We start from the raw sequence: 21,884 nt of genomic DNA on the forward strand, positions 1-21,884 counted from the left end.
ACGGTTGTCGCATGGAGGCAGCGGGTGCATCCGGCACTGCGGCAGAGGCGTGGCAACGCCCGCGCGCGCCCGGCAACACGGTCCGACGGCGCGCCAGGCAGCGGCAGGCCCGGTCAGCCCGCGCCTGCCATCGCCCGCAGGGTGATGCCGACCAGATAGGCCAGATACGTGCCGGTGGCGTAGCCCATCGTGCCCAGCAGCACGCCGACCGGCGCCAGGGCCGGGTGGAACGCGGCGGCCACCACCGGCGCCGAGGCCGGTCCACCGATATTGGATTGCGAGCCGATCGCGAAATAAAAGAACGGCACCCGCAACAGGCGGCCCAGGCCCCATAGCAACCCGATATGCACCGCGATCCAGATCAGCCCGAGCAGGAACAGCCATGGCCGGTCCAGCAACGCCAGCAGATCCATCTGCATGCCGATACAGGCGATCAGGAAGTACAGCAGCAGCGAGCCGATCCTGGACGCGCCAGCGCCCTCCAGCGTACGTGCGCGGGTGAAGCTCAGCAGCAGGCCGATGCTGGTCGCCAGCACCACCACCCAGACGAACGGCGTGTCCAGGCTGAACTGGCTGGACCAGCGCAGGTTGGCCTTGCACCAGGCGGCCAGCGGCGTGGCCAGCGCATGCGCCAGCCCGACCCCGCCGAACGCCACCGCCACGATCACCATCAGATCGGCCAGGCTGGGAATGCGCGCGTGTTCGGCCTGGAACTGCGCCATGCGCGCCTGCAGGGCATCCAGCGCGCGGGTATCGGCTCCGCTGCGCGCATCGATGCTGCGTGCGCGCCCGGCCAGGAAGATCAGCGCCGCCATCCACACATAACCGACGCCCACATCCACCACCGCAAACTGCCCGAACGTGGTGGCGTCCACGTTGAAGACCTCGCGCATCGCCAGCATGTTGGCCCCGCCGCCGATCCAGCTGCCCGCCAGCGCGGCCATGCCGGCCCAGGTATCGCCGGCCACCGTGGCCGGATGCAGCCAGCCCATCACCCAGAACGCCACCACCGCCCCGAGCATGATGCTCAGCGATGCGCCCAGGTACATGGCGACCAGCTTGGGCCCCAGCCCCAGGATGGCGCGCAGGTCGACGCTCAAGGTGAGCAGGACCAGCGCGGCCGGCAGCAGCACGTCGCGCGCGATCGGGTTGTACAGGCGGGTATTGGCACCGTCGATCAGGCCAACGGTGTTGTAGATGCCTGGCAGCAGGTAACACAGCAGCAGCGCCGGGACGACGGCGTAGAAGCGGCGCCACGGCCCCTGCTCGCGCGAGGAGGTCCAGAACACCGCGCCCAAGGTGACGGCGATCAGGCCGAAGACGACGATATCGTTTTGGATCAAGGCAGAACCGGCAACGTTCACTGGGGCGACACTCTCGACTGGGAGCCGCCAACGTGCGGATCCCAGCAAGAATGGCCGATCGCGTGCATCCAGTCGACTGGCCATCCTCGCAACCACGGGGTGCCTACAAAGTGGCCGGATTTACGCAACCGCAGGTTGCCGGGTGCGCGCGATCGCCCCCGCCTGCCCGGGCGGACGGTCAGCGCCGCCTTTCCCCTGCTTGCAGGGTGCCGGCCCGGTCAGCCGTAGCGACGCACCACGCGATCGCCTTCGGCGGTATGCAACACCACGCCGCTGGGCTGACCGGTGGTCAGGCAGTGCAGCTTGGCCATCAATTCGGCATTTTCCAGTGCGCCCTGCTCGCGCAGATAACGCAGCGGCGACCATTGCGGCCGGGTGACCCACCAACCGCCCTGTTCGGGATGAATACGGACAACATAGCGGGACTCGTCCATCAGGGCCTCCGGCCGGTAGATGCAGCGATCGAACGATTGAGGTGGGCAGCGCGGGGAGGCGCAGCGCACCGGCGCTGGGGGTGCCATGGTCCTGCCGGGGATGCCGGCGCGCCCTTACTCAAGGGGCCGCGGGAGAGTGGCCAGGGGCCCCGCGTCCGGCATAGCAAGAATGCTTCTTCGCTTATGCCAATACCGTCGGGCGGACACTGGCATGAAGGTAGGAAAATTCCTACGTGACACCGATCAGGGCGGGCGTTAGATTCGCGCTCGAGCGGCGAACCGACGTCGCAAGTGGCCGTCAACGGGCGCAGACGGCGCGAGGGAATTGGTCGCTCGTAGAAATGCCTCGGGGGAGGAGTCGCATGCATCTGCTCAGGAAGTTCGAGTTTCCGGTCAAGACCGCGATGGTGGTGGGCTATGTCCTGGTGATCAGGGAAGCGATCGTGCTGTGGTCCTGATGCAGCTCTGCCGCCAGGCTGCCGGATAGCGCGCAGCTGCACCCGTCACGGTGTCTCAATCCGCATCCACCCAGCCACGCTGTTGCGCTGCGAGCAGATCGGCGGGCGTGTCCACGTCCAGCGCAAGCGCCGGGGCGCTGACGCAGCCCAAGGTCTGCACGTCCAGGCCGGCGAACAAGCCACGCAGGCCGCTGTCGCCCTGCAGCGGCACGTCGGCCCAGGCCGCGTGCGTGACCACTGCGGGAATGCCGCGCACACCGGCATACCCGCTGGTGGAGCACCCGGAGGCGGCACGGTCGGCCTCTTCGAGCAAGGCGCGCAGATGCGGCGCATCCAGCGCAGGCTGATCGCACCCCAGGATCAGGCTGCGCCGCAGCGAGGTATCGTCCTGCACATGCTGGCGCAGCGCCGCCAGGCTGGAGCCCATGCCGGCGGCCCAGTCGGCGTGGCGCAACACCTCCACCTCCAGTCCCTGCAGGACATCGCTCAGCGCGTCCGCATCTGCGCCCAGCACCACCACGCAGCGGCGTGGCCCCGTCTGCAACGCGATGCGTGCAAAACGCCGCAACAACGGTTCACCGTCGCGCAGCAACAATTGTTTGGAACGCCCCAGCCGGCGTCCTGCACCTGCGGCGAGCAGCAGCGCGACGTGATCGCTGCTCATGCGTCAACTGCCATCGCACGAGGCGAGCGATGGCACGATGCCGGCGGCATTGGAGACCAGTCAAAACCGGCATCGCGCAAAGTCGCGGATAAAGGGCCGGCAATGACGGGCGACGGCAATCGAGCTGCGTCGCAAGCGACGTCGTCATCGTGATCATGTAGTTCGGTCATGGCGACGTGGCGTGGTTTTGGAGATGCGCCAGCGTAGAGATTCAACTGTGCGCGCCGAGTGACTAAATGCAGCGCAGTCTCCGGCTCGCGCTGGATGGCGCCGCCTGCACCTGACCAATGGCATGGCGGGTATTGCGTTGCCACGGCAGCGCTACGATAAACATCGCAGTGCGTTACTGTTAGCGCGGGATGAGGCAGTCAATCGCGGCCGCGAAAGGCATGCAGTAGAGACATACCCAAAGGGCCTATCAACCATCCGCTTTCCACGACGCCGCACCGCAGCAGAAACCTCGGCTACGAGCAACAGACCAACGCGATAGCCCACCGCAGATCGAAGTCAATGCAGATGCGCGATTGCGCCCTGCTGCCCGCTCGCCTGACCGCAACAGCCTCAGCCGGCCAGCGCGGCGGCCTGCCCATCGGCCACCGCCTGGGTGGCTTCGGCAATGATGCCCAATGCAATCGTGTGCGGTGAGGAGTGCCCCATGCGCCAGCCCGCCGGCAGCCGCAATCTGGCCAGGGCCGCATCGTCATACCCGAGCGCACGCAGTGCCTGCAGGCGTGCCTCACGCTTCTGGCGACTGCCCAGGATGCCGATGCAGGCGACCCCGGAGGCAAGCCCACGACAGGCGACCTGCAGATCGCTGTCGCCGTCGTGCGCAAGGCTGTAAAGCGCGGTGTCCGCATCCAGATGCAGATCCTGCAAGGCCTCGCCCAAGGCACGGCGATCGTAATGGTCAGCAGCCAGTCCGGGCGGCGGTTCGCCGGGACCATGCGGCCGCAACACGCGCACTTCGATGCCCATCTGGCTGGCGAGTGACACCAGCACCAGCAGCGCAGGATCGGCACCGACCAGCACCAGCCGCAGCGGGGGGCGATGGGTGCGCAGGAATTCATCGGGACGCAGATCCTGCGTGCTCGCTGGGTAACGGACCGCGCCGGTGGTCCGATCCAGCGCGACATGAAACGGGCGACGATGCTGGCGCGCATTGCGCCAGCGTGCCAGATGCTCGCCAAGATCCTGTACCGGCCAGACCAGCACGCCGATACGGCCACCGCAGCTGAGCTGGATATCCAGCACCTGGCTGCCTTCGCCGTAGTCCAGCCAGCGCGGGGTGCCGTCACGCAAGGCGGCGATGGCTTCGTGCGCCACTGCCGCCTCCACGCACCCGCCCGAGACGTAGCCGGCCACCCGCCCATCGGCACTGATGGCCATCTCGCTGCCCAACGGGCGCGGCGAGGAGCCTTGCACGTCGATCAGCGTGGCGATGGCCACGCGCTGGCCCGCCCGATGCCAGGCGCTGAGCGTCGGCAGCAGGTCATCGTGCAACGCGTAGCTTGGCCATGCCGGCCACGCCGGCTCGGCCGGCGCCGCATGCGTGACCGGGGCCACCATCGCACTCACGCGCGCAACAGCTCGGGCAGATGCGGAAGCAGCTTGTCCAGCGTCACCGGGTACTCACGGACGCGCACACCGGTAGCGTTGTAGACCGCATTGGCGATTGCCGCGGCCACGCCGCAGATGCCCAGCTCGCCGACACCCTTGGCCTTCATCGGCGACGACATCGGGTCGCTCTCTTCGAGAAAGATCACTTCCTGGTGCGGGATGTCTGCATGCACCGGCACTTCGTAACCGGCCAGGTCGTGATTGACGAAAAAGCCCAGCCGCTTGTCGACCGCCAGCTCTTCCATCAGGGCCGCGCCCGCGCCCATCGTCATGCCGCCGATGACCTGGCTACGTGCAGACTTGGGATTGAGGATGCGTCCGGCCGCACACACCGCGAGCATGCGGCGGATGCGCACCTCGGCAGTGGCGATATCCACGCCGACTTCGACGAAGTGCGCGCCAAAGGTCGACAGCTGATGCGTCTTGGAGAGGTCCCCGAACTCGATCTTGTCCTCCACCACCAAGGCGCCATTGGCGGCCGCATCGCCCAGCGCGATGCGCCTGCCGCCGGCACGCACATGGCTGTCGGCAAATTCGGCCTTGGCCGGGTCCAGCCCCAGCTGCTTGGCGACGGCCTCGCGCAGCTTCACCGCTGCGGCGTACACACCGGCGGTGGAGCTGTTCGCACCCCACTGCCCACCGGAACCGGCCGAGGCAGGAAAACTGGAATCGCCCAGCCGCACATCCACCCAGTCCAGCGGCACGCCCATCATTTCTGCGGCGGTCTGCGCAATGATGGTGTAGGAGCCGGTGCCGATATCGGTCATGTCGGTTTCCACCACCACGCGACCGCCCTGCTCCAGGCGCATGCGCGCGCCGGAGGTCATCACCGGTGCATTGCGGAACGCCGCGGCCACGCCCATGCCGACCAGCCAGCGCCCATCGCGGTTGCTGGCCGGCTTGGCCTTGCGCTTGGACCAGTCGAAACGCTTTGCGCCATCTTCCAGGCACTTGACCAACTGACGCTGCGAGAACGGACGCTGCGGGTTTTCCGGATCCACCTGGGTATCGTTGACGATCCGGAACTTGACCGGATCCATGTCCAGCTTCTCGGCCATTTCGTCCATGGCCACTTCCAGCGCCATCAATCCCGGCGCTTCGCCAGGCGCACGCATCGCATTGCCTTCGGGCAGATCGAGCACGGCCAGGCGTGTGGCAACCAGGCGGTTGGCACCGGCGTACAGCAACTGCGTCTGCGCGGCCGCAATCTCGGGCCCGCCCTCGGGCAGGTCGCCGGACCAGCTCTCATGCGCAATCGCGGTGATCTTGCCGTCGCGCTGTGCGCCAATACGGATACGCTGCACGGTGGCCGGGCGGTGCGTGGTGTTGTTGAAGATCAGCGGCCGCGGCAACATCACCTTCACCGGGCGTCCGACCTGGCGTGCGGCCAGCGAGGCCAGCACCGCATCGGCACGCAGGAAGAGCTTGCCGCCGAAGCCGCCACCGATATACGGCGACATCAGACGCACGTTTTCGCGCGGAATACCGAGCGTCCTGGCCAGATCGCCCGTGCTCCAGTCGATCATCTGATTGGAGGTCCACACGCTGAGCTTGTCGCCTTCCCACATGGCGATCGATGCGTGCGGCTCCATCATCGCGTGCGAATGGTCCGGCGTGGTGTATTCGGCATCCAGTTGTACCGGGGCTGCCGCGAAGGCGCTATCGAAATCGCCGACTGCGCTGTTCGGCGCCCCGCCCTCCTTGGTGACCTTGGCGCCATCGCGTGCCTTCTCCAGATCGTAGGCACCGACATGGCGGCCGTAGTCGACCTTGATCAGCTGGCCTGCGGCGCGTGCCTGCTCGAAGGTCTCGGCCACCACCACGGCAATGGCCTGGTGGTAATGCTGGATCTCCGGGCCGCCCAGCAACTTGGCGGTGTTGTATTTGCCTTTCTGCAGCTTGCCTGCATTCTGCGCGGTGACGATGCCGAGCACGCCTGGCGCATTGCGCGCAGCGCTCAGATCGATGCTGCGGATGCTGCCCTTGGAGATGCCGGCACCGACGACATGGCCGTAGGCGGCACGTCCAGGCAGGTCGTGATGCTCGTACGCATACGGCGCCTTCCCGGTGGTCTTGAGCGGACCGTCGATACGGTCGACCGGCTTGCCGACGACCTTGAGCTGGTCGATGGGGTTGGTACTGGCGGGAGTGTCGAATTTCATATCAGGCCCTCGTGTCGGCCAGGATCGCGGTCAAGGTGCGCTCAACCAGCGGCAGCTTGAAGGCATTGTGTTCAGTGGGTTGTGCGCCATCGAGCAGCACGGAGGCAATCGCACGCGCACCCTGGCGCGACTGCGCTTCGGCCGCCTCGCTGCGCCACGGCTTGTGGGCGACACCGCCGACGCCGACACGCACGCTGCCATCGCGTTGCACGACCGCCGCAACCGACACCAGGGCGAATGCATACGAGGCGCGGTCGCGCACCTTGCGGTAGACATGCGTGCCGCCGAGCGGCTTGGGCAGACTTACCGCGGTGATCAGTTCGCCGCGTTCCAGGACGGTTTCCAGGTGCGGCGTCTTGCCGGGCGCACGATAGAACTCGGACAGCGGCACCGCACGCGTCTGTCCATCCGGGCGCACGGTTTCGACAACCGCGTCGAGGACGCGCATCGCAATGGCCATATCGCTGGGATGGGTGGCGATGCATTCCTCGCTCACGCCGATCACCGCCAACTGCCGGTTGAAGCCGCCGATGGCCGCGCACCCGCTGCCCGGCAGGCGCTTGTTGCACGGCTGATTGGTGTCGTAGAAATACGGGCAACGCGTGCGTTGCAACAGGTTGCCCGCCGTGGTGGCGCGGTTGCGCAACTGCCCCGAGGCACCTGCAAGCAACGCGCGCGACAGCACTGCGTAATCGCGACGCACGCGGGCGTCGGCTGCCAGCTCGGTATTGCGCACCAGCGCACCGATGCGCAGGCCGCCGTCCGGCGTTTCCTCGATGGTGTCCAGGCTCAGCCCGTTGACGTCGATCAGGTGCGAGGGCGTTTCGATCTGCAGCTTCATTAGATCGAGCAGGTTGGTGCCGCCTGCGATGAATTTGGCACCCGGCTGACGCGCCGCCTTGGCCGCTGCATCGGCGGGTGAGGTCGCGCGCTCGTAGCTAAACGCCTTCATGCGCGCTCTCCGGCAACTTCGTTGATCGCATCGACGATGTTGGAATACGCGCCGCAGCGGCAGATGTTGCCACTCATCCGTTCCTGCAATTCCGGCGTGGTGAGCCGGGTCTTGCCGGTGAGATCTTCGGTGACGTGGCTGGGAATGCCGCGCTTGACCTCGTCCAGCACCGCCACTGCCGAACAGATCTGCCCGGGCGTGCAATAGCCGCACTGGTATCCATCGTGCTTGACGAAGGCCGCCTGCATCGGATGCAGCTTGTCCGGCGTGCCAAGACCTTCGATGGTGGTGATCTTGCCGCCCTGGTGCATCACCGCCAGCGACAGGCAGGAATTCATCCGCTGCCCATCGACGATCACGGTGCAGGCACCGCACTGGCCGTGGTCGCAGCCTTTCTTGGTGCCGGTCAGCTGCAGGTGTTCGCGCAGGGCATCCAGCAAGGTGGTGCGATTGTCCAGGGTCAGCGTCACCGGCTTGCCGTTGACTTCGAACGCAACCTGGCTCGATGCATTGGCAGGCTCGACTGCCTGCCGCTGCGACATCGCAGTGGCGGCAGTTGCAGCCATCGATTGGGTTGCGGCAACGCTGGCTGCCGACGCCGTGCCAGCGATCAGTACCTCGCGACGGGTCATCTTGATATCTCTCATGGCTGGCATCTCCAACAATGCTGGCTTATACAGTTCTTAAATAATGTGCAGCGCGGCCGGTCACAATCGCGTGAGCATGCAGCACGTGTGTGCGGGTGTGAATCGGCGGTATGCCTTGATTCTAGAGGCGCTGCAGGCAGGCATTGGCGACATGGACGGCATGTGCCTATGAAACGCGCTCATCATTGTTGGCATGCGGTGCGCGCCGGCCTGCACATCGATCAAGGCGCACCGGCAGCGCGTGTATGTGTGGACAGCGCGTCGCAGCGCTTGCGGTGATGCAAGATGTTTTCTCGACATGCTGGCAGGGATGCCCGCATCCCTGCCAGCTGCGTGGGCGACGACGATCAGAGCCTCTACGCGACACGCGCGCTCCGTCATTTTTCCGCTTCACCATGAGCGTCTGGCGCAGCCGGGCGCACTGTGTAGAGAGCATCCAGGTAGAGAACATCCGGTGCGAATGATCAACCCGCAGCGGCTACCGCGTGTCACGCGCATGGACAGCGTGCAGCCCCTGGCGTCTCGGCGTGGTACATGACGACTCGGCGCAGCGGCCGCGCCCGCCCGGTGGCAAGCGCGGCAGTTTGCAACTGCTCCTAGAACTCCAGCACGATCTTGCCCAGGTGGCCGCCTGCCTGCTGCAACGCGAACGCGTCGGCGATCTCGTCCAGCGCGAAGGCGCGATCGATCACCGGCCGCAGCGGCAAGGCGTCCAGCGCACGCACCAGTTGCTGCTGATGCGTGCGGCTGCCGACTACCAGCCCTTGCAAGCGCTGCTGCCGGACCATCATTTCCGCGGTCGGCACCGGACCGGCGGCACCGGTCAACACGCCGATCAAGGCGATATGCCCGCCCACCCGTCCAGCACGGATCGATTGCGCCAACGTGCCCGGCCCACCGACCTCGACCACGTGATCCACGCCGCGTCCGTTGGTGATCTCCCGCACCTGCGCCGACCACTCGGCGTGCTGCCGATAGTTGATCACGTGGTCTGCACCCAGCGCGCGCGCCTTGGCCAGCTTTTCGTCGGACGACGATGTCGCAATGACGGTGGCGCCCATCGCCTTGGCAAACTGCAATGCAAAGATCGACACACCGCCGGTGCCGAGCACCAGCACGCTATCGCCGGCCTTGAGTCCGCCATTGACCACCAGGGCGCGCCATGCCGTGACGCCGGCCGTGGTCAAGGTGGCCGCTTCGGCATGGCTGTAGCCGGCCGGCGCATGCGTGAACGCGTGCGCAGCGGCCACGACTGCGGAACGCGCATACCCGTCCACGCCATCGCCAGGCGTGGTGGCAAAACCGGCACGTAGCGGCTCGCCATCCAGCCAGTCGGGAAAGAAGGTGGATACCACATGGTCGCCGACGGCGAACTCATCCACCTCCGGCCCGACGGCCTCGACTACACCGGCGCCGTCGGACATGGGGATGCGGCCATCAGCGGTCGGTGCCTGCCCCGACACCACGCCAAGGTCGTGGAAATTCAGCGAGCTTGCGTGCAGCCGCACTCTGATCTGACCGCGTGCCGGCTGCCCGGGGTCTGGCAGCGCAACGGCATGTAATGCGTTCAAACCTGCAGGATGAGCTAAACGAATGGCGCGCATACGGCACTCCCTGTTGTGATCGGCGTTCGAGATAACACGCCGGGCGTTAGCCGCATGCAGTCGAGCTGGCTTTTGGCGCTGCTGTCGGCTGCCGTGTTTCGTCGCATCGTCGAGCACGGTGACAACAGCAGGCTGGACAGCGGCGCGGTTGCATGCCAGGTGAGCGTTCCCGCAGCGCATGAGGCATCAATCACAGATCTGCATTGCACGACGCGGTGCGAGCGATTCCACGCGGCGCCAACAGCTAGGCTGGCATGGCAATTGCAACCTCCTGCTGTCCAGACAGGTACCTTCCGTGACATCGACCAGCAAGCGACGGCGGCAACGTGCACAACGCATCGCGTTGCACTTTGTGCTGAGCATTTCGTGCCTGCTGCTGCTTGGTTCGGAGTACTGGTCCATCCATGACGAGCGCACCAGCGCGCTGCATGCCGCCGAAGCACAATCGTTGAATCTCGCCAATTCGCTGGCGCAGCATGCCAGCGACACCATGACCATCGCCGATGCCGTGCTGTCCGGGTTGGTGTCGCGGGTGGAGCATGACCAGGGCTCGGCCAGTGCGCGACTGGTCATGCATGACTTTCTGGTACATGAGGCGCGTCGCTCGGACCGGTTGCACGGCATCTTCATCTATGCGGCCGATGGCACCTGGATGAGTTCGTCACTGAGCAGCACGCCCAGGACACACAACAACGCCGATCGTGCCTATTTCAAATATCACCGCGACCATCGCGACGCCCTGTCGCTGGTCGGGCCGCCGGTCCAGAGCCGCTCCGATGGTAGCTGGGTGCTCACGTTGAGCCGGCGCCTCAACACGCCCGGCGGCGAATTTGCAGGCGTTGTCCTGGTCACCCTGCAACTGAAGTATTTCCAGAACTACTACAGCAGCTTCGAGGTCGGCCCGAACGGCACCATCGGCATGACCAACGACGATGGCATCGTGCTGGTACGACGGCCCGACAAACCTGGCGTGATCGGCACCTCGATCGCCGGCACCTCGATCTACGTCACTATGCGCGCACGCAGGCACGGAACTGCGACCTATCGTTCGCCGATCGACGGCGTGGAGCGTATTTCCAGTTTCGCGCCGGCGCAGGCGTATCCACTGACCGTCTTGACCGGCGTCTCGGTCGATGACGCATTGGCCAATTGGCGCCAATCCGCGCGCCAGCGGATCATGATCGCCACCTTGGGATGCGTGCTGCTGCTGGGCGTGGGCATCTGGCTGGATCTGCAATTGCGCCGCATGCACCGCAACGAGGAAAAACTCAGCTCCGAGGCCTGGATAGATGCACTCACCGGCATTGCCAACCGGCGTGCATTCGATCACCGGCTCTCGCGCGCCTTGCAGCAGGCGGTGCATCGACAGGCGCCATTGTCGGTGCTGATGATCGATGTCGATCATTTCAAGCTCTACAACGACACCTACGGCCATGTGAATGGCGACGCCTGCCTGCGCCTGATCGCGGGCGCAATCGCCGGCTGCTCACGGCGCAGCGAAGACATTGCCGCGCGTTACGGCGGCGAAGAGTTCGGCATGATCCTGCCGCAGACAGACGCTGCCGGCGCGTTGCGACTGGCCGATGCAATCCGTAGCGCCGTCGCCGCGCTCGGCCTGATGCACATGTCCAGCCCGACCAGCGCGCACGTCACCGTCAGCGTCGGCGCAGCGACGTTCGAACCGGGCGAAGTGCCACTCAGCCCGGATGCCTTCGTGCATGACGCCGATTCGGCGCTGTATCGCGCCAAGCAGAACGGCCGGAATCGCACATCGGCCTAGCGCAGCGGACAACACCACTGCGCGCAACGCCGGGTGGGCGCGTCTCGCGCTCGGAATCGGCAGGTGCCAGGCGCACGCCCCCCTGCTGCGCGGCGCTTGCACCCGCCTGGCGATTGCTTGCGAGGGGGTGCCAGCCATGCCTGGTCGAGACTGGTCAGCGGCGCCGCCGTACCGGCCAGGTCAGCCTGCGCGTGCAGCAGCTTCGAAACCGCCGGCGTGCAGCGATGCCGCCAATGGCCAGCACGCAGAAGGCCCGCACAAGGCGGGCCTTCCGGAATGACAAACAGGCTGGCTGCCGATCAGAACGGGATATCGTCGTCGGCAAAATCGTCCATCGGTGGTGCCGACTGCTGCTGGGCCGGCTGCTGACGACGCGGGGCATAGTCCTGACCGCCGCCCTGACCACCGCCGCCTTGCTGCTGGCGCGGCGCCTGGCTGCGCTGCGGGCGATCGCCGCCCATGCCACCACCACCGCCTTCGCCACGGCCGCCGAGCATCTGCATCTCGTTGGCGACGATGTCGGTGCTGTACTTCTCCACGCCGTCCTGGCCGGTGTACTTGTCGTAGCGCAGCTCGCCTTCGACGTACACCTGCGAACCCTTGCGCAGGTACTCGCCGGCGATCTCGCCCAGCTTGCCGAAGAACACCACGCGGTGCCACTCGGTGCGCTCCTGGTTGTTGCCCTCGCGGTCCTTGCGCATGCTGGTGGTGGCCAGACTCACGCGCGTGATCGCCATGCCGGCCTGGGTGTACTTGGTGTCGGGATCGTTGCCGAGGTTGCCGACGAGGATGACTTTGTTGATGCCGCGGGCCATAGATGCTTCCGAGATGGTGCGCCGGCGCCGATGGGGCGCGGCGGTGAATGTCTTGGTGCCAATGTTACCGCACCTGCCCTGCCCCGGTGCCTGTAGGTCCCCGCAGCGCCGGGCCGGGGAATGCCGCGCCGGCAGGTCGGAATCCGGGCACTCCCGAACCTGCCCGGCGCTGACGCCGCAAGGGTTTGCGGCTGCCGTGAGGACCTCCGGACACGGCCGACGGGACGGATCTGGCCCAGACACCTATAATCGGCGCACATCACGAACGCCTGCGCATGACCATCGCCGAAGACCTCCCCACCGTCCTGGGCCTGCCCCAGATCCAGTCCCTCGCCGCGCCCGACATGGCCGCGGTCGACGCGCTGATCCGCCGCCGCCTGGCCTCGGACGTCGTGCTGATCAACCAGATCGCCGATCACATCATCTCCGCCGGCGGCAAGCGCCTGCGTCCGATGCTGGTGATGCTGGCCGGTCACGCCGCTGGCGGCTCCGGCCCGGAGCACCACCAGCTGGCGGCGATCATCGAGTTCATCCACACCTCCACCTTGTTGCATGACGACGTGGTGGACGAGTCGGACCTGCGCCGCGGGCGCAGCACCGCCAATGCGCTGTGGGGCAATGCACCCAGCGTGCTGGTCGGCGACTTCCTGTATTCGCGCAGCTTCCAGTTGATGGTGGAGCTGGATCGCATGGAAGTCATGCAGATCCTGGCCGACACCACCAACCGCATTGCCGAGGGCGAGGTGCTGCAGCTGCTGCACGTGCACAACCCCGACACCGACGAAGCCGCCTACCTGCGCGTGATCGAGCGCAAGACTGCGGTGCTGTTCGCCGCCGGCACCCGCCTGGGCGCGCTGGCCTCGGGCGCGGACGCGCAGGTGCAGCAGCGCCTGTACGACTACGGCATGCAGTTGGGCTTTGCCTTCCAGATTGCCGATGACGTACTCGACTACGCTGCCGACGCAGCCGACCTGGGCAAGAACCTGGGCGACGACCTGGCCGAAGGCAAGGCGACCCTGCCGCTGATCCACGCCATGGCGCACTCGGATGCGGGCACACGGGAGCGGCTGCGCCAGATCGTCGAGCAAGGCGATGCAGCCGCGATGCCGGAAGTATTGGCCGCCATCCACGCCACCGGCGGACTGGACTACAGCCGCCAGCGCGCCGCCGAATACGCAGCCGCCGCCGAACAGGCGCTGGACACCCTGCCCGCCAGCCCGGCGGTCGCCGCATTGCGCGGCCTGGCTCGCTACGCGGTGCAACGCACGCACTGATCCGGGGCTGGACGCCCCGGACGGAAGTGGGCATTTGGGATTGGGGATTCGCAAAATCGGCTGCTTGTGCTTTCACGACTCCCGGCATGCGATGGCGCAACGACGCTCAGCCCAAAGCCCTGAGCACTAGCTCACAGGAAGATTCGAAGAACGGGACCACGCCGTTGCGAATCCCGAATCCCGAATCACCACTCCCGGCTAAAGCCCAGAGCACTAGCTCACAGGAAGATTCGAAGAACGGGACCACGCTGTTGCGAATCCCGAATCCCGAATCTCGAATCTCGAATCACCACTCCCTGCTATCGACCAAACCGCTCATCGAAGAAGTCGCCCAGCATGCGGTATGCACGCGTCGCCGCACGCGGGTTGTACAGGCAGCCCGGCGGGCTGTTGGCATCGGCTTCGGCAAAGCAATGCACGGCCCCACTGAAGTTGACGAACTGCCAGTCCGCGCCGGCCGCAGTCATCTCGGTTTCGAACGCGGCGATGTCCGCCTTGGTCACGCTCTTGTCGTCGGCGCCGTTGAGCACCAGCAGCGGTGTCCTGGCCGAACCGGCGGCCGCCGGGCTGGGTGTGGCGATACCGCCGTGCAGGCTGACCACACCGGCCAGCTGCGCGCCCGCGCGCACCAGTTCCAGCACCGTGGTGCCGCCGAAGCAGAAGCCCACCGCACCGATGCGCGATGCATCCAGCGGCGCCTTGCCGGCCTGCGCCTTGAGCACGTCCACTGCTTTCAGCGCGCGGGCGCGCAGCGTCTGCGGGTCCTTCTTCAGCGCACCGGCAAACTGCCCGGCCTCGCTGTCGTTGGCCGGACGCCTGCCCTTGCCGTAGACGTCGGCAACCAGCACCACGTAGTCGTCGCCGGCCAGTTGCCTGGCCTTGGTGACCGCCGAATCGTTGACCCCGCGCCAGTTCGGCACCATCACCAGGCCTGGGCGCCTGGCGGCACCGGCATCGTCGTAGACCAGCACGCCGCTGAAGGTGTCCTTGCCGATCGTCCATTCCAGCGGCTTGGCCTGCATCGCAGCGGCGGCGGGCAACGCCAGCGACGCCAGGACACCGAACACCCCAACGCCACGCCATCTCCATTGCTTGTGCATGTGCCTGCTCCCGGGAAGGTCCGGCGAGTGTAGGCGCTGTTGCCGTGCAGGCCGGGTCATCGCCGGCGACGGCAGAGCGGTTGCGTCGGCGGCCTGCAGCCGCGATCGAAAACTCGAGGCGAATGCCCGCCATCGACCGGCGCGGTCATTGCAGCGCTACTGCACGCCCAGGCCCGGAATCGCGCTGATCATCGCCGGGTCGAACCCGGTCAACTGCGCAAAATGGCGGCCGCGCGCGACGTAGTCGCTGTACGCGCCGAAGCTGGGCGCCCCCGGCGACAGCAGCACCACACCGCCCTGCTCGCCGAGGGCCTCGCGTGCCAGCCGCACGGCATGTTCCAGGTCGGCGGCCGCATGCAGGCCGAAACGGCCGCTCTCGGCCAGCGGGGCCAGCAACGCATGGATCCGCGGCCCGTTCGCCCCCATGGTGACGATTTCCAGCGGCGCTTTCTGCGCCATCTGCGCGGCAAACTCCTGCCAGTCCAGCCCACGATCGTGCCCACCCACCAGCAAGGCCACACGACGCTGCGCAAAGCAGGCTAGCGCCGCGAGTGACGCATGCGGCGTGGTGCTGATCGAGTCGTTGACGTAGCTGATGCCGTCCACGCTGCCAAGCAGCTGCAGGCGGTTCGGCAACGGGCGGAAGCTCGCTGCGGCCGGCGCCAGTGGCGCAGCGTCCAGGCCCAAGGCTTCCACCGCGGCCAGCACCGCACACAGGTTGCGCCGATTGTGTTCGCCCGGCAGCGACACGTTGGTGGTGTCGAACACCGGCTGCTCGCCGCGATACACCACATCGCCGCGCAGATGCCAGCCATCGGGATGGTTGAACCAGCGCACCTGGCTGTCGGGCAACTGCAGCTGGGTCAGGTGCGGGTCGGCCGCGTTGAGCAAGGCGATGCGCGGGCGGCCTTCGGTGACCAGCGCCAGCTTGTCGCGCACGTAGCGCGCCTCGTCGCCATGCCAGTCCAGATGCTCGGGAAACAGGTTCAGCACCAGCGCCAATTCCGGACGCGCGCCGCTGCGCCCCACCTCGCCGGTCTGGTAGCTGGACAACTCGATCGCCCAATATGTCGGCGGCGGTTGCGGTGCCAGCACTTCCAGCAAGGGTTGGCCGATATTGCCGACCAGGGCGGTGCGATGGCCGGCCGCACGCAGCAGATGCGCCAGCAGCGCGGTGGTGGTGCTCTTGCCCTTGGTGCCGGTGACGCAGATGGCGCCAGGCACATAGCCGTCAGGCTGCGCATGCTCGGCAAACCACAACGCGGTGCCGCCGATGAATTGCGTGCCGTGCTCGGCTGCGGCGGTGTGCGCCTCGGGGCGATACGGACTGATGCCGGGCGATTTCACCACCACATCGAACCGGCCCAGCGCCTGCGCGCTGGCGTCGGTTTCCACATGCAACGCAGCATCGGCCAGCGTCTCGAGCTCGCGCGCTTCGTCGGCGTTGCAGAACACCGTCAGCGTTTGCGTGGGCAACGCGGCGCGCAGTGCGCGATACGCGGCGCGCCCTTCGCGCCCCCAGCCCCATAACGCAACCGCCTTGCCCTCAAGCTGCGAAATTCGCACGCACGCGCTCCCACAGCGCCGACGGAATCCGGTGTTCGCCGTCGATCGCCAGCAACGGCTCCAGCTGCAGCGCCTGCTGGTCCAGCTGCGGCTGGATCTCGCGGATGAAACGCAGCACCAGCGCGTCTTCCTTCCATTCGGCACGGCTGGCCAGCACCGCCATCGCCGCGCGCGATTCGCGCCCTTCGCCGACGCATTCGAACGGCTTGTGGTCCTGGAATTCCAGCAGCGCATCGTAGCCGCCGGCCTGGGTTGCATCGTCGAGCAGATTGCGTCCGAAGATCTTGACCAGCCGCGTCTTGGGCATGAACGGTGCCAATGCCAGGAACACGAAATGGCACTTCGGGCAGACCCCGCACCAGCGATGCACCGGGCGCTCGCCCATGATGTGGAAGTTGCGGTTGCAGCTGGAAAAATGCGCGTCGTAGTGATCGGTCTTGGCGAACTGGCGCGCCACCGCCAGCTCCGACAACGGCCGCAGCAGCGAGTAGTAGCGCAGGTCGGCCGCCACGTGCCGCTGCACGTAATCGCCGAACGCCTGCTCGAACGCCCAGCCCTTGGACCATTGGTGGTTGACCTCGCCGGTGCCGGGAATCTGGCTGCCGTAACTGGCCGAACGCTCGTTGGAAAACACCACCTGGTCCACGCCATTGAGCAAGGCCGACAACACCAGGATGGCCGAGTTCACCGCAGTGACCGGGATATGCCCGTTCCAGGCGCCCTGGCGATTGAGCTCGAACAATTCCGGCGCCAGCACGCGGCCGATATTGAGCACCGGCAGACCGGTGCGCTCTGCGCAGGCCCGGATCAGCTGCGAGCCGCCGATCCAGCTCACCGTCTGGTCGATGCCGGCGTGCCGCAGGGCTTCGATGCTGACCAGCGAATCCTTGCCGCCGCCGATCGCGACCAGGGCATGCTCGCGCAGGCCCAGCGCCGGCGCATCGGCAGTTGCCGGTGCGGCCACCGGGAAGCGGATCCTGCCGTGCAGGTTCAAGCCATTGCGGTAGGCGAACTCGCCCAGGCCGTGCAGGTAGACACTTTCCACCAGCGCGGCGGTGTCAGCGTCGATGGCGTAATCGTCGATCTGGATGGTCGGCGGCACCGCCGCCTTGAAATAGCTGACGCCGGCGATGAGGTGCAGCAGGCGCAGCGCCTGTTGCACCGCAGCGGCATGCGCGCCGTCCAGCGCAAAGGGTGCACCCGGCACCGCGACAGTCTCGACCAGTTCCGGCCCTTGGTCGAAGGCATACACCAGCGTCGCCACGCCGGTCTGTGCGTCGAGTGCGCAACGCACGAAACGAAAGGTGGAGATCTGGTGTTTGTCGAAAGCGCTCATGGACTACCTGCAGGAACACGTACGCGACGCAGATAACGTCGGCACAGGACATATTCAATCATGGAAAACGGCACCACGGCCCACAGCAACGGCAGGCAACCGAACAGCACCGCCAGCACCAGCACATCCGGGCGTGCGGCCGTCGCATCGCCGGACACCGCGAAGGCGATGGCGAGATACAGCGCCACCACAGGTACATAACTCAGCGCGCTCAACAACACCGTGCGCACCGCCATCCCGCCACTGCGGCGTGCCGGAGCCCGCGCATCGCGTCGACGTTGCCAACGCCCGGCCAGCCATGCGCCGATACCGGCGGCGACCAACGCGGGCAGCGCCCATTTGAAGATGTCGCTCCACGGCATGCCCAGGCTCAGTTGCTGGAGCGCGGTGGCGAACACGATCGCTCCGCCACCGGCCAGCGTACTGAGCGCAACGAATTCAGCCTGCGGGCGCATCGATCACCTCTTCGCGCGGCAATTCGCGCTGGTTGTAAGTGCTGGCCATCGAGTAGCCGTAGGCACCGACATCAGCCACCAGCATCACATCGCCCGGTGCGGTGGCGGCAGGCAGACGACGGCGCTTGCCGAACACGTCGGAGGATTCGCAGATCGGCCCGACGATATCGAAGCTGCCATCGGCCGGCGCATCGAGCTGGCTGAGGTTCTCGATGTCGTGCCAGGCGTCGTACAAGGCGGGGCGGATCAGTGTGTTCATGCCCGCATCCAGGCCCACGCGCTGCACGCCATCCTTTTCGATCACCTGGGTTACCTGCGCCAGCAGCACGCCGGCTTCGGCCACCAGGTAGCGGCCCGGCTCGATCGCCAGGCGATAGCCCGGATGCACCGCCTTGACCTCGGCCAGGCCCTTGGCCCACACCTCCAGGTCGAACGGCTCGTCCTCGGCGCTGTAGGGAATCGGCAGGCCGCCACCGATGTCGATGGTCTCCACCGTGCCGATGCGGCGCGCAAAGCCGGCCAGTTCGTCGTACATCATCCGCCAGTGTTCGCCGGTCTCCACGCCACTGCCCAGGTGTGCATGCACGCCGGTGATGGTGACCTCGAGCGTGCGCGCCACTTCCACGAACTCATCCACGCGCGTGGACGACAAGCCGAACTTGGACGCCTTGCCGCCGGTGTTGACCTTCTCGTGATGCCCGTCGCCATGCCCCAGGTCGATGCGCAGCCACACGTTGCGGCCACGGAACACCTCCGGCCAGCGCCGCAATGCTTCGACGTTGTCCACGGTGACGGTCACGCCCAGCGCGAATCCCGCTTCGTATTCGGCCTTGGGCGCGAAGCTCGGCGTGAACAGCACGCGCCGCGGCGACAGCTCGGGCAAGGTGTCGAACACGCGGCGCAGCTCGCCGTGCGAGACGCATTCCAGGCCGAACCCGGCCTGTTCCAGCGCCATCAGGATCGCCGGATGCGCATTGGCCTTGATTGCGTAATAACGCTGATCCACCGCCGCGATCTGCGCCAGCGCCTGCGCGCGCGCGCGCACGGTGGGCAGGTGATAGACGTAACGCGGCGTGCCGGCCCTGGACAGCGTCAGCAGATGCGCGCGCTCGGCATGCCACCACGGCGTGGGCCGCGGGCGCACCGAACCGATGATCTGCCGCCAGCGCGGACCGAACACCTCGCCTTCGCTCACCGGCATCGCGCCGCTGTCGATCAATTCCGCATGCAGGATCGGCAGCAGGCCATCGGCATCGGCTTCGTCGATGACGAAGGTCAGATTCAGGTCGTTGGACGACTGCGAAATCATGTGCACGCGTTCCTGCCCGAACGTGGCCCACACATCGGAGAGCTTGTGCAGCAGCGAGCGCATGCCACGCCCGACCAGGGTGATGGCCGCGCAGGGAACAATGATCTTGACCTTGCAGATCTGCGACAGATCAGCCGACAGCGCGGCCAGCACGTCGGTGTTGACCAGGTTCTCGCTCGGGTCCAGCGACACGGTGACGTTGGTTTCGGCCGACCCGATCAGGTCCACCGACAGGCCGTGCTTCTTGAACAGCGTAAACACATCGGCCAGGAAGCCGACCTGCTGCCACATGCCGATGCCTTCCATCGACACCAGCACGATGCCGTTGCGCCGGCTGATCGCCTTGACGCCCGGCACCGGCTCGGCATTGCCGTCGATGCTGGTGCCGGGCAGATCGGGCCGTTCGGTATCCAGGATCGCCATCGGCACGCCGGAATCGCGGCATGGCTTGATCGAGCGCGGGTGCAGCACCTTGGCGCCGGTGGTGGCGATTTCCTGCGCTTCGTAATAGTCCAGGCGGGTCAGCAGCCGCGCGTCCGGCACTTCCTTGGGATTGGCGCTGAACATGCCGGGCACGTCGGTCCAGATTTCCACGCGGCTGGCGCCGAGCAGCGCACCGAAATACGCCGCCGAGGTATCCGAACCGCCACGCCCCAGGATCGCGGTGCCGCCATCGGCGTGCCGCGAAATGAAGCCCTGGGTGATCAACAGGCGGGTGGGCTGCGCATCGAAACGCGCGCGCCAGTCGGCGTCGGACTGCCATTGGCAGGACACCGACAGGCGCTTGGACCATTCGCTCTGATTGGGCTGCGGCGGCAGCGCCGACAGCCACTGGCGCGCATCCAGCCAGCCCATGTCCAGGCCACTGGCATGCAGGTACGCCGCACCGATGGTGGAAGACAGCAACTCGCCCTGCCCCAGCACCTCGGCCTGCCAGTCCAGCGCGCGCGCGGCCGCGCGCGCGTCGCCGACCAAGGCATGCAAGGCGGCCAGGCGCTCGCCCAGCACCGCATCTGCATCCAGCTCCAGCTCGGCCAGGAACTGGCGGTGACGCTGCTCCAGCGCGGCCACGCGCTGGGCGCTGTCGGCGGCGCCATCGGCGATCGCGGTGAGTTCGTTGGTCACGCCCGACAATGCAGACACCACCACCAGCACACGGCCACCGGTTTCCTCGGCCCGTTTGCCCGCCAGTTTTCCAATCGTGTCCCAGCGATGACGACGCGACACCGAGGTGCCGCCGAACTTGAGGACGATCCAACGATCGGTAGAGTGGGGAGCTGACATGGAGATAGGCGTTTAGGATGAGGGGAAAACGCCCGGTACGCCGGGCGGAACCTCCGATTCTACTGCCAATGTCGCCCGCATGACCCCGCGTGCGGTCACAGCATGCCGAGCGCCGCTTTCACTACTGCAACGGTTTGCGCTGCAACCATCGCGCGCATTCCATCGATCGAGATCCATGCCCCATGAGCAAGCATCGCTACCTGCAACTGGATGTCTTCGGCGGCCAGCACGGCAACGGCAATCCGTTGGGCGTGGTCCTCAACGCGCAGGCGTTGTCGTCCGCGCAGATGCAGCAGATCGCCGCGTGGCTGAACCTGTCGGAGACGATTTTTTTCCTGCCGGTCAGCGCGCCCGATGCGGATTACCACATCCGCATCTTCACCCCGCGCGCCGAGTTGCCGTTTGCCGGCCACCCCAGCGTCGGCGCCGCATGGGCGGCGGCAACCCACGGGCTGGTGGCGTTCAAGCCGGACGGCCGGATGCGCCAGCAATGTGCGGCGGGCGTGCAGCCGGTGCAGGTGATCGACCGGCATGGCGCCCTGCTGGTGCGGCTGCAGGCACCGCGTGCGCAAGCGATCGAGACCGGCGCGATCCATGCCGCGGCGTTGCACGATGCCTGCGCGGGTCTGCGCGTGGCCGACCACCCGGCCGCCCTCTGGAACAACGGCCCCGGCTGGTGGCTGCTGGAACTGGCCGACGCGCAGGCGGTACGCCAGGCGACGCCCGATTTGTCTGCGATCACCCGCCTGACCCAGGCCAGCGCGGCCACCGGCCTGGCCATCTACGCGCCGCAGGCCAATGGCGACGCAGACCTGGTGGTACGCGCCTTCTGCCCCGGCGACGGCATTGCGGAAGATCCGGTCACCGGCAGCGCCAACGCCTGCATTGCTGCGTGCCTGCACGGCCAGGGACGCGTACCGGGCGAGGCGTCGCGCTATGTCGCCAGCCAGGGCCGCGAGGTCGGCCGCGACGGCCGCGTCCACGTGGAGGTGGATCACCAAGGCGAGGTCTGGATCGGCGGAACGACCAGGCAAGTGATCGAAGGCCGCATCGATTGGTAAGC

Annotated in this window: 17 protein-coding genes; 3 read left to right on the plus strand and 14 right to left on the minus strand. The window is 66.7% G+C overall.

The genetic code is table 11. The annotated features are described in order from the left end of the window. Positions 1 to 113 precede the first annotated feature (113 nt). The 8 genes from EO141_RS10020 to EO141_RS10055 all read right to left on the minus strand — a co-directional run bounded on the left by EO141_RS10020 (position 114) and on the right by EO141_RS10055 (position 9,902). Positions 114 to 1,364: a DUF819 family protein gene (locus tag EO141_RS10020; protein WP_127169105.1), complete on the minus strand. Its 1,251-nt coding sequence runs from the start codon at positions 1,362 to 1,364 to the stop codon at positions 114 to 116. Between the two features lie 218 nt (positions 1,365 to 1,582). Then, positions 1,583 to 1,798, minus strand: a complete 216-nt coding sequence (locus EO141_RS10025; protein ID WP_104583112.1) for a hypothetical protein — start codon at positions 1,796 to 1,798, stop codon at positions 1,583 to 1,585. A gap of 513 nt (positions 1,799 to 2,311) precedes the next feature. Next, complete coding sequence (locus tag EO141_RS10030) at positions 2,312 to 2,920, minus strand: nucleotidyltransferase family protein (RefSeq protein WP_127169106.1); 609 nt, start codon at positions 2,918 to 2,920, stop codon at positions 2,312 to 2,314. Between the two features lie 561 nt (positions 2,921 to 3,481). Further along, positions 3,482 to 4,495 carry an XdhC family protein gene (locus EO141_RS10035; RefSeq protein WP_104583110.1) on the minus strand — a complete coding sequence of 338 codons (1,014 nt, stop codon included), beginning with the start codon at positions 4,493 to 4,495 and terminating at the stop codon, positions 3,482 to 3,484. Then, positions 4,492 to 6,699 (minus strand): aldehyde oxidoreductase molybdenum-binding subunit PaoC, encoded by a 2,208-nt coding sequence (paoC, locus tag EO141_RS10040; RefSeq protein WP_127169107.1) that lies wholly within the window; start codon positions 6,697 to 6,699, stop codon positions 4,492 to 4,494. The genes EO141_RS10035 and paoC overlap by 4 nt, the downstream gene beginning before the upstream one ends. 1 nt (position 6,700) lies before the next feature. Beyond that, entirely contained in the window at positions 6,701 to 7,651 is a 951-nt protein-coding gene (locus EO141_RS10045) for a xanthine dehydrogenase family protein subunit M (protein WP_104583108.1), read from the minus strand. After that, positions 7,648 to 8,307: an aldehyde dehydrogenase iron-sulfur subunit PaoA gene (gene paoA / locus EO141_RS10050; RefSeq protein WP_256359916.1), complete on the minus strand. Its 660-nt coding sequence runs from the start codon at positions 8,305 to 8,307 to the stop codon at positions 7,648 to 7,650. Before paoA ends, EO141_RS10045 begins: the two co-directional genes overlap by 4 nt. A 587-nt stretch (positions 8,308 to 8,894) precedes the next feature. Continuing rightward, the gene (locus EO141_RS10055) at positions 8,895 to 9,902 is read right to left on the minus strand and encodes an NAD(P)-dependent alcohol dehydrogenase (protein WP_104583106.1); all 1,008 of its coding nucleotides are present in this window, start codon (positions 9,900 to 9,902) and stop codon (positions 8,895 to 8,897) included. Positions 9,903 to 10,197: 295 nt separating this feature from the next. Here EO141_RS10055 and EO141_RS10060 point away from each other — a divergent pair, with 295 nt between their 5' ends. Then, a complete protein-coding gene (locus EO141_RS10060; protein WP_104583105.1) occupies positions 10,198 to 11,682 on the plus strand; it encodes a sensor domain-containing diguanylate cyclase in 1,485 nt (494 codons plus the stop codon). A 299-nt stretch (positions 11,683 to 11,981) separates the two neighbouring features. On the opposite strand, the gene EO141_RS10065 is transcribed toward EO141_RS10060, so the two are convergent. Further along, positions 11,982 to 12,497 carry a single-stranded DNA-binding protein gene (locus tag EO141_RS10065; protein WP_104648114.1) on the minus strand — a complete coding sequence of 172 codons (516 nt, stop codon included), beginning with the start codon at positions 12,495 to 12,497 and terminating at the stop codon, positions 11,982 to 11,984. Positions 12,498 to 12,772: 275 nt separating this feature from the next. Here EO141_RS10065 and EO141_RS10070 point away from each other — a divergent pair, with 275 nt between their 5' ends. Further along, complete coding sequence (locus EO141_RS10070; RefSeq protein WP_115677625.1) at positions 12,773 to 13,771, plus strand: polyprenyl synthetase family protein; 999 nt, start codon at positions 12,773 to 12,775, stop codon at positions 13,769 to 13,771. Between the two features lie 299 nt (positions 13,772 to 14,070). Here the strand turns inward: EO141_RS10070 and EO141_RS10075 are convergent, their stop codons facing one another. The 5 genes from EO141_RS10075 to EO141_RS10095 form a co-directional block, all read right to left on the minus strand. After that, a complete protein-coding gene (locus tag EO141_RS10075; protein WP_164739146.1) occupies positions 14,071 to 14,871 on the minus strand; it encodes a dienelactone hydrolase family protein in 801 nt (266 codons plus the stop codon). A gap of 156 nt (positions 14,872 to 15,027) precedes the next feature. Further along, positions 15,028 to 16,437 (minus strand): UDP-N-acetylmuramoyl-L-alanine--D-glutamate ligase, encoded by a 1,410-nt coding sequence (gene murD / locus EO141_RS10080; protein WP_127169108.1) that lies wholly within the window; start codon positions 16,435 to 16,437, stop codon positions 15,028 to 15,030. After that, positions 16,418 to 17,773 (minus strand): UDP-N-acetyl-alpha-D-muramoyl-L-alanyl-L-glutamate epimerase, encoded by a 1,356-nt coding sequence (gene murL / locus EO141_RS10085; RefSeq protein ID WP_127169109.1) that lies wholly within the window; start codon positions 17,771 to 17,773, stop codon positions 16,418 to 16,420. Before murL ends, murD begins: the two co-directional genes overlap by 20 nt. Beyond that, positions 17,770 to 18,228, minus strand: coding sequence for a hypothetical protein (locus EO141_RS10090; RefSeq protein ID WP_127169110.1), 459 nt, complete (start codon positions 18,226 to 18,228; stop codon positions 17,770 to 17,772). Before EO141_RS10090 ends, murL begins: the two co-directional genes overlap by 4 nt. Then, positions 18,212 to 20,821 (minus strand): bifunctional aspartate kinase/diaminopimelate decarboxylase, encoded by a 2,610-nt coding sequence (locus EO141_RS10095; protein WP_127169111.1) that lies wholly within the window; start codon positions 20,819 to 20,821, stop codon positions 18,212 to 18,214. Before EO141_RS10095 ends, EO141_RS10090 begins: the two co-directional genes overlap by 17 nt. 182 nt (positions 20,822 to 21,003) lie before the next feature. On the opposite strand from EO141_RS10095, the gene EO141_RS10100 reads away from it, so the two are divergent. Beyond that, positions 21,004 to 21,882 (plus strand): PhzF family phenazine biosynthesis protein, encoded by an 879-nt coding sequence (locus tag EO141_RS10100; protein WP_127169112.1) that lies wholly within the window; start codon positions 21,004 to 21,006, stop codon positions 21,880 to 21,882. Positions 21,883 to 21,884: the final 2 nt, after the last annotated feature.

The organism is Xanthomonas sp. BRIP62415, from assembly GCF_003993515.1.
GTDB classification, from domain to species: domain Bacteria; phylum Pseudomonadota; class Gammaproteobacteria; order Xanthomonadales; family Xanthomonadaceae; genus Xanthomonas; species Xanthomonas euroxanthea.

Coding starts and splice junctions, on each gene's coding strand:
- EO141_RS10045 (WP_104583108.1), bottom strand. CDS start 7,651: ATGAAGGCGTTTAGCTACGAGCGCGCGACCTCACCCGCCGATGCAGCG.
- EO141_RS10100 (WP_127169112.1), top strand. CDS start 21,004: ATGAGCAAGCATCGCTACCTGCAACTGGATGTCTTCGGCGGCCAGCAC.
- EO141_RS10090 (WP_127169110.1), bottom strand. CDS start 18,228: ATGCGCCCGCAGGCTGAATTCGTTGCGCTCAGTACGCTGGCCGGTGGC.
- EO141_RS10025 (WP_104583112.1), bottom strand. CDS start 1,798: ATGGACGAGTCCCGCTATGTTGTCCGTATTCATCCCGAACAGGGCGGT.
- paoA (WP_256359916.1), bottom strand. CDS start 8,307: ATGCCAGCCATGAGAGATATCAAGATGACCCGTCGCGAGGTACTGATC.
- EO141_RS10075 (WP_164739146.1), bottom strand. CDS start 14,871: ATGCACAAGCAATGGAGATGGCGTGGCGTTGGGGTGTTCGGTGTCCTG.
- paoC (WP_127169107.1), bottom strand. CDS start 6,699: ATGAAATTCGACACTCCCGCCAGTACCAACCCCATCGACCAGCTCAAG.
- EO141_RS10055 (WP_104583106.1), bottom strand. CDS start 9,902: ATGCGCGCCATTCGTTTAGCTCATCCTGCAGGTTTGAACGCATTACAT.
- EO141_RS10030 (WP_127169106.1), bottom strand. CDS start 2,920: ATGAGCAGCGATCACGTCGCGCTGCTGCTCGCCGCAGGTGCAGGACGC.
- EO141_RS10095 (WP_127169111.1), bottom strand. CDS start 20,821: ATGTCAGCTCCCCACTCTACCGATCGTTGGATCGTCCTCAAGTTCGGC.
- EO141_RS10065 (WP_104648114.1), bottom strand. CDS start 12,497: ATGGCCCGCGGCATCAACAAAGTCATCCTCGTCGGCAACCTCGGCAAC.
- murL (WP_127169109.1), bottom strand. CDS start 17,773: ATGAGCGCTTTCGACAAACACCAGATCTCCACCTTTCGTTTCGTGCGT.
- EO141_RS10070 (WP_115677625.1), top strand. CDS start 12,773: ATGACCATCGCCGAAGACCTCCCCACCGTCCTGGGCCTGCCCCAGATC.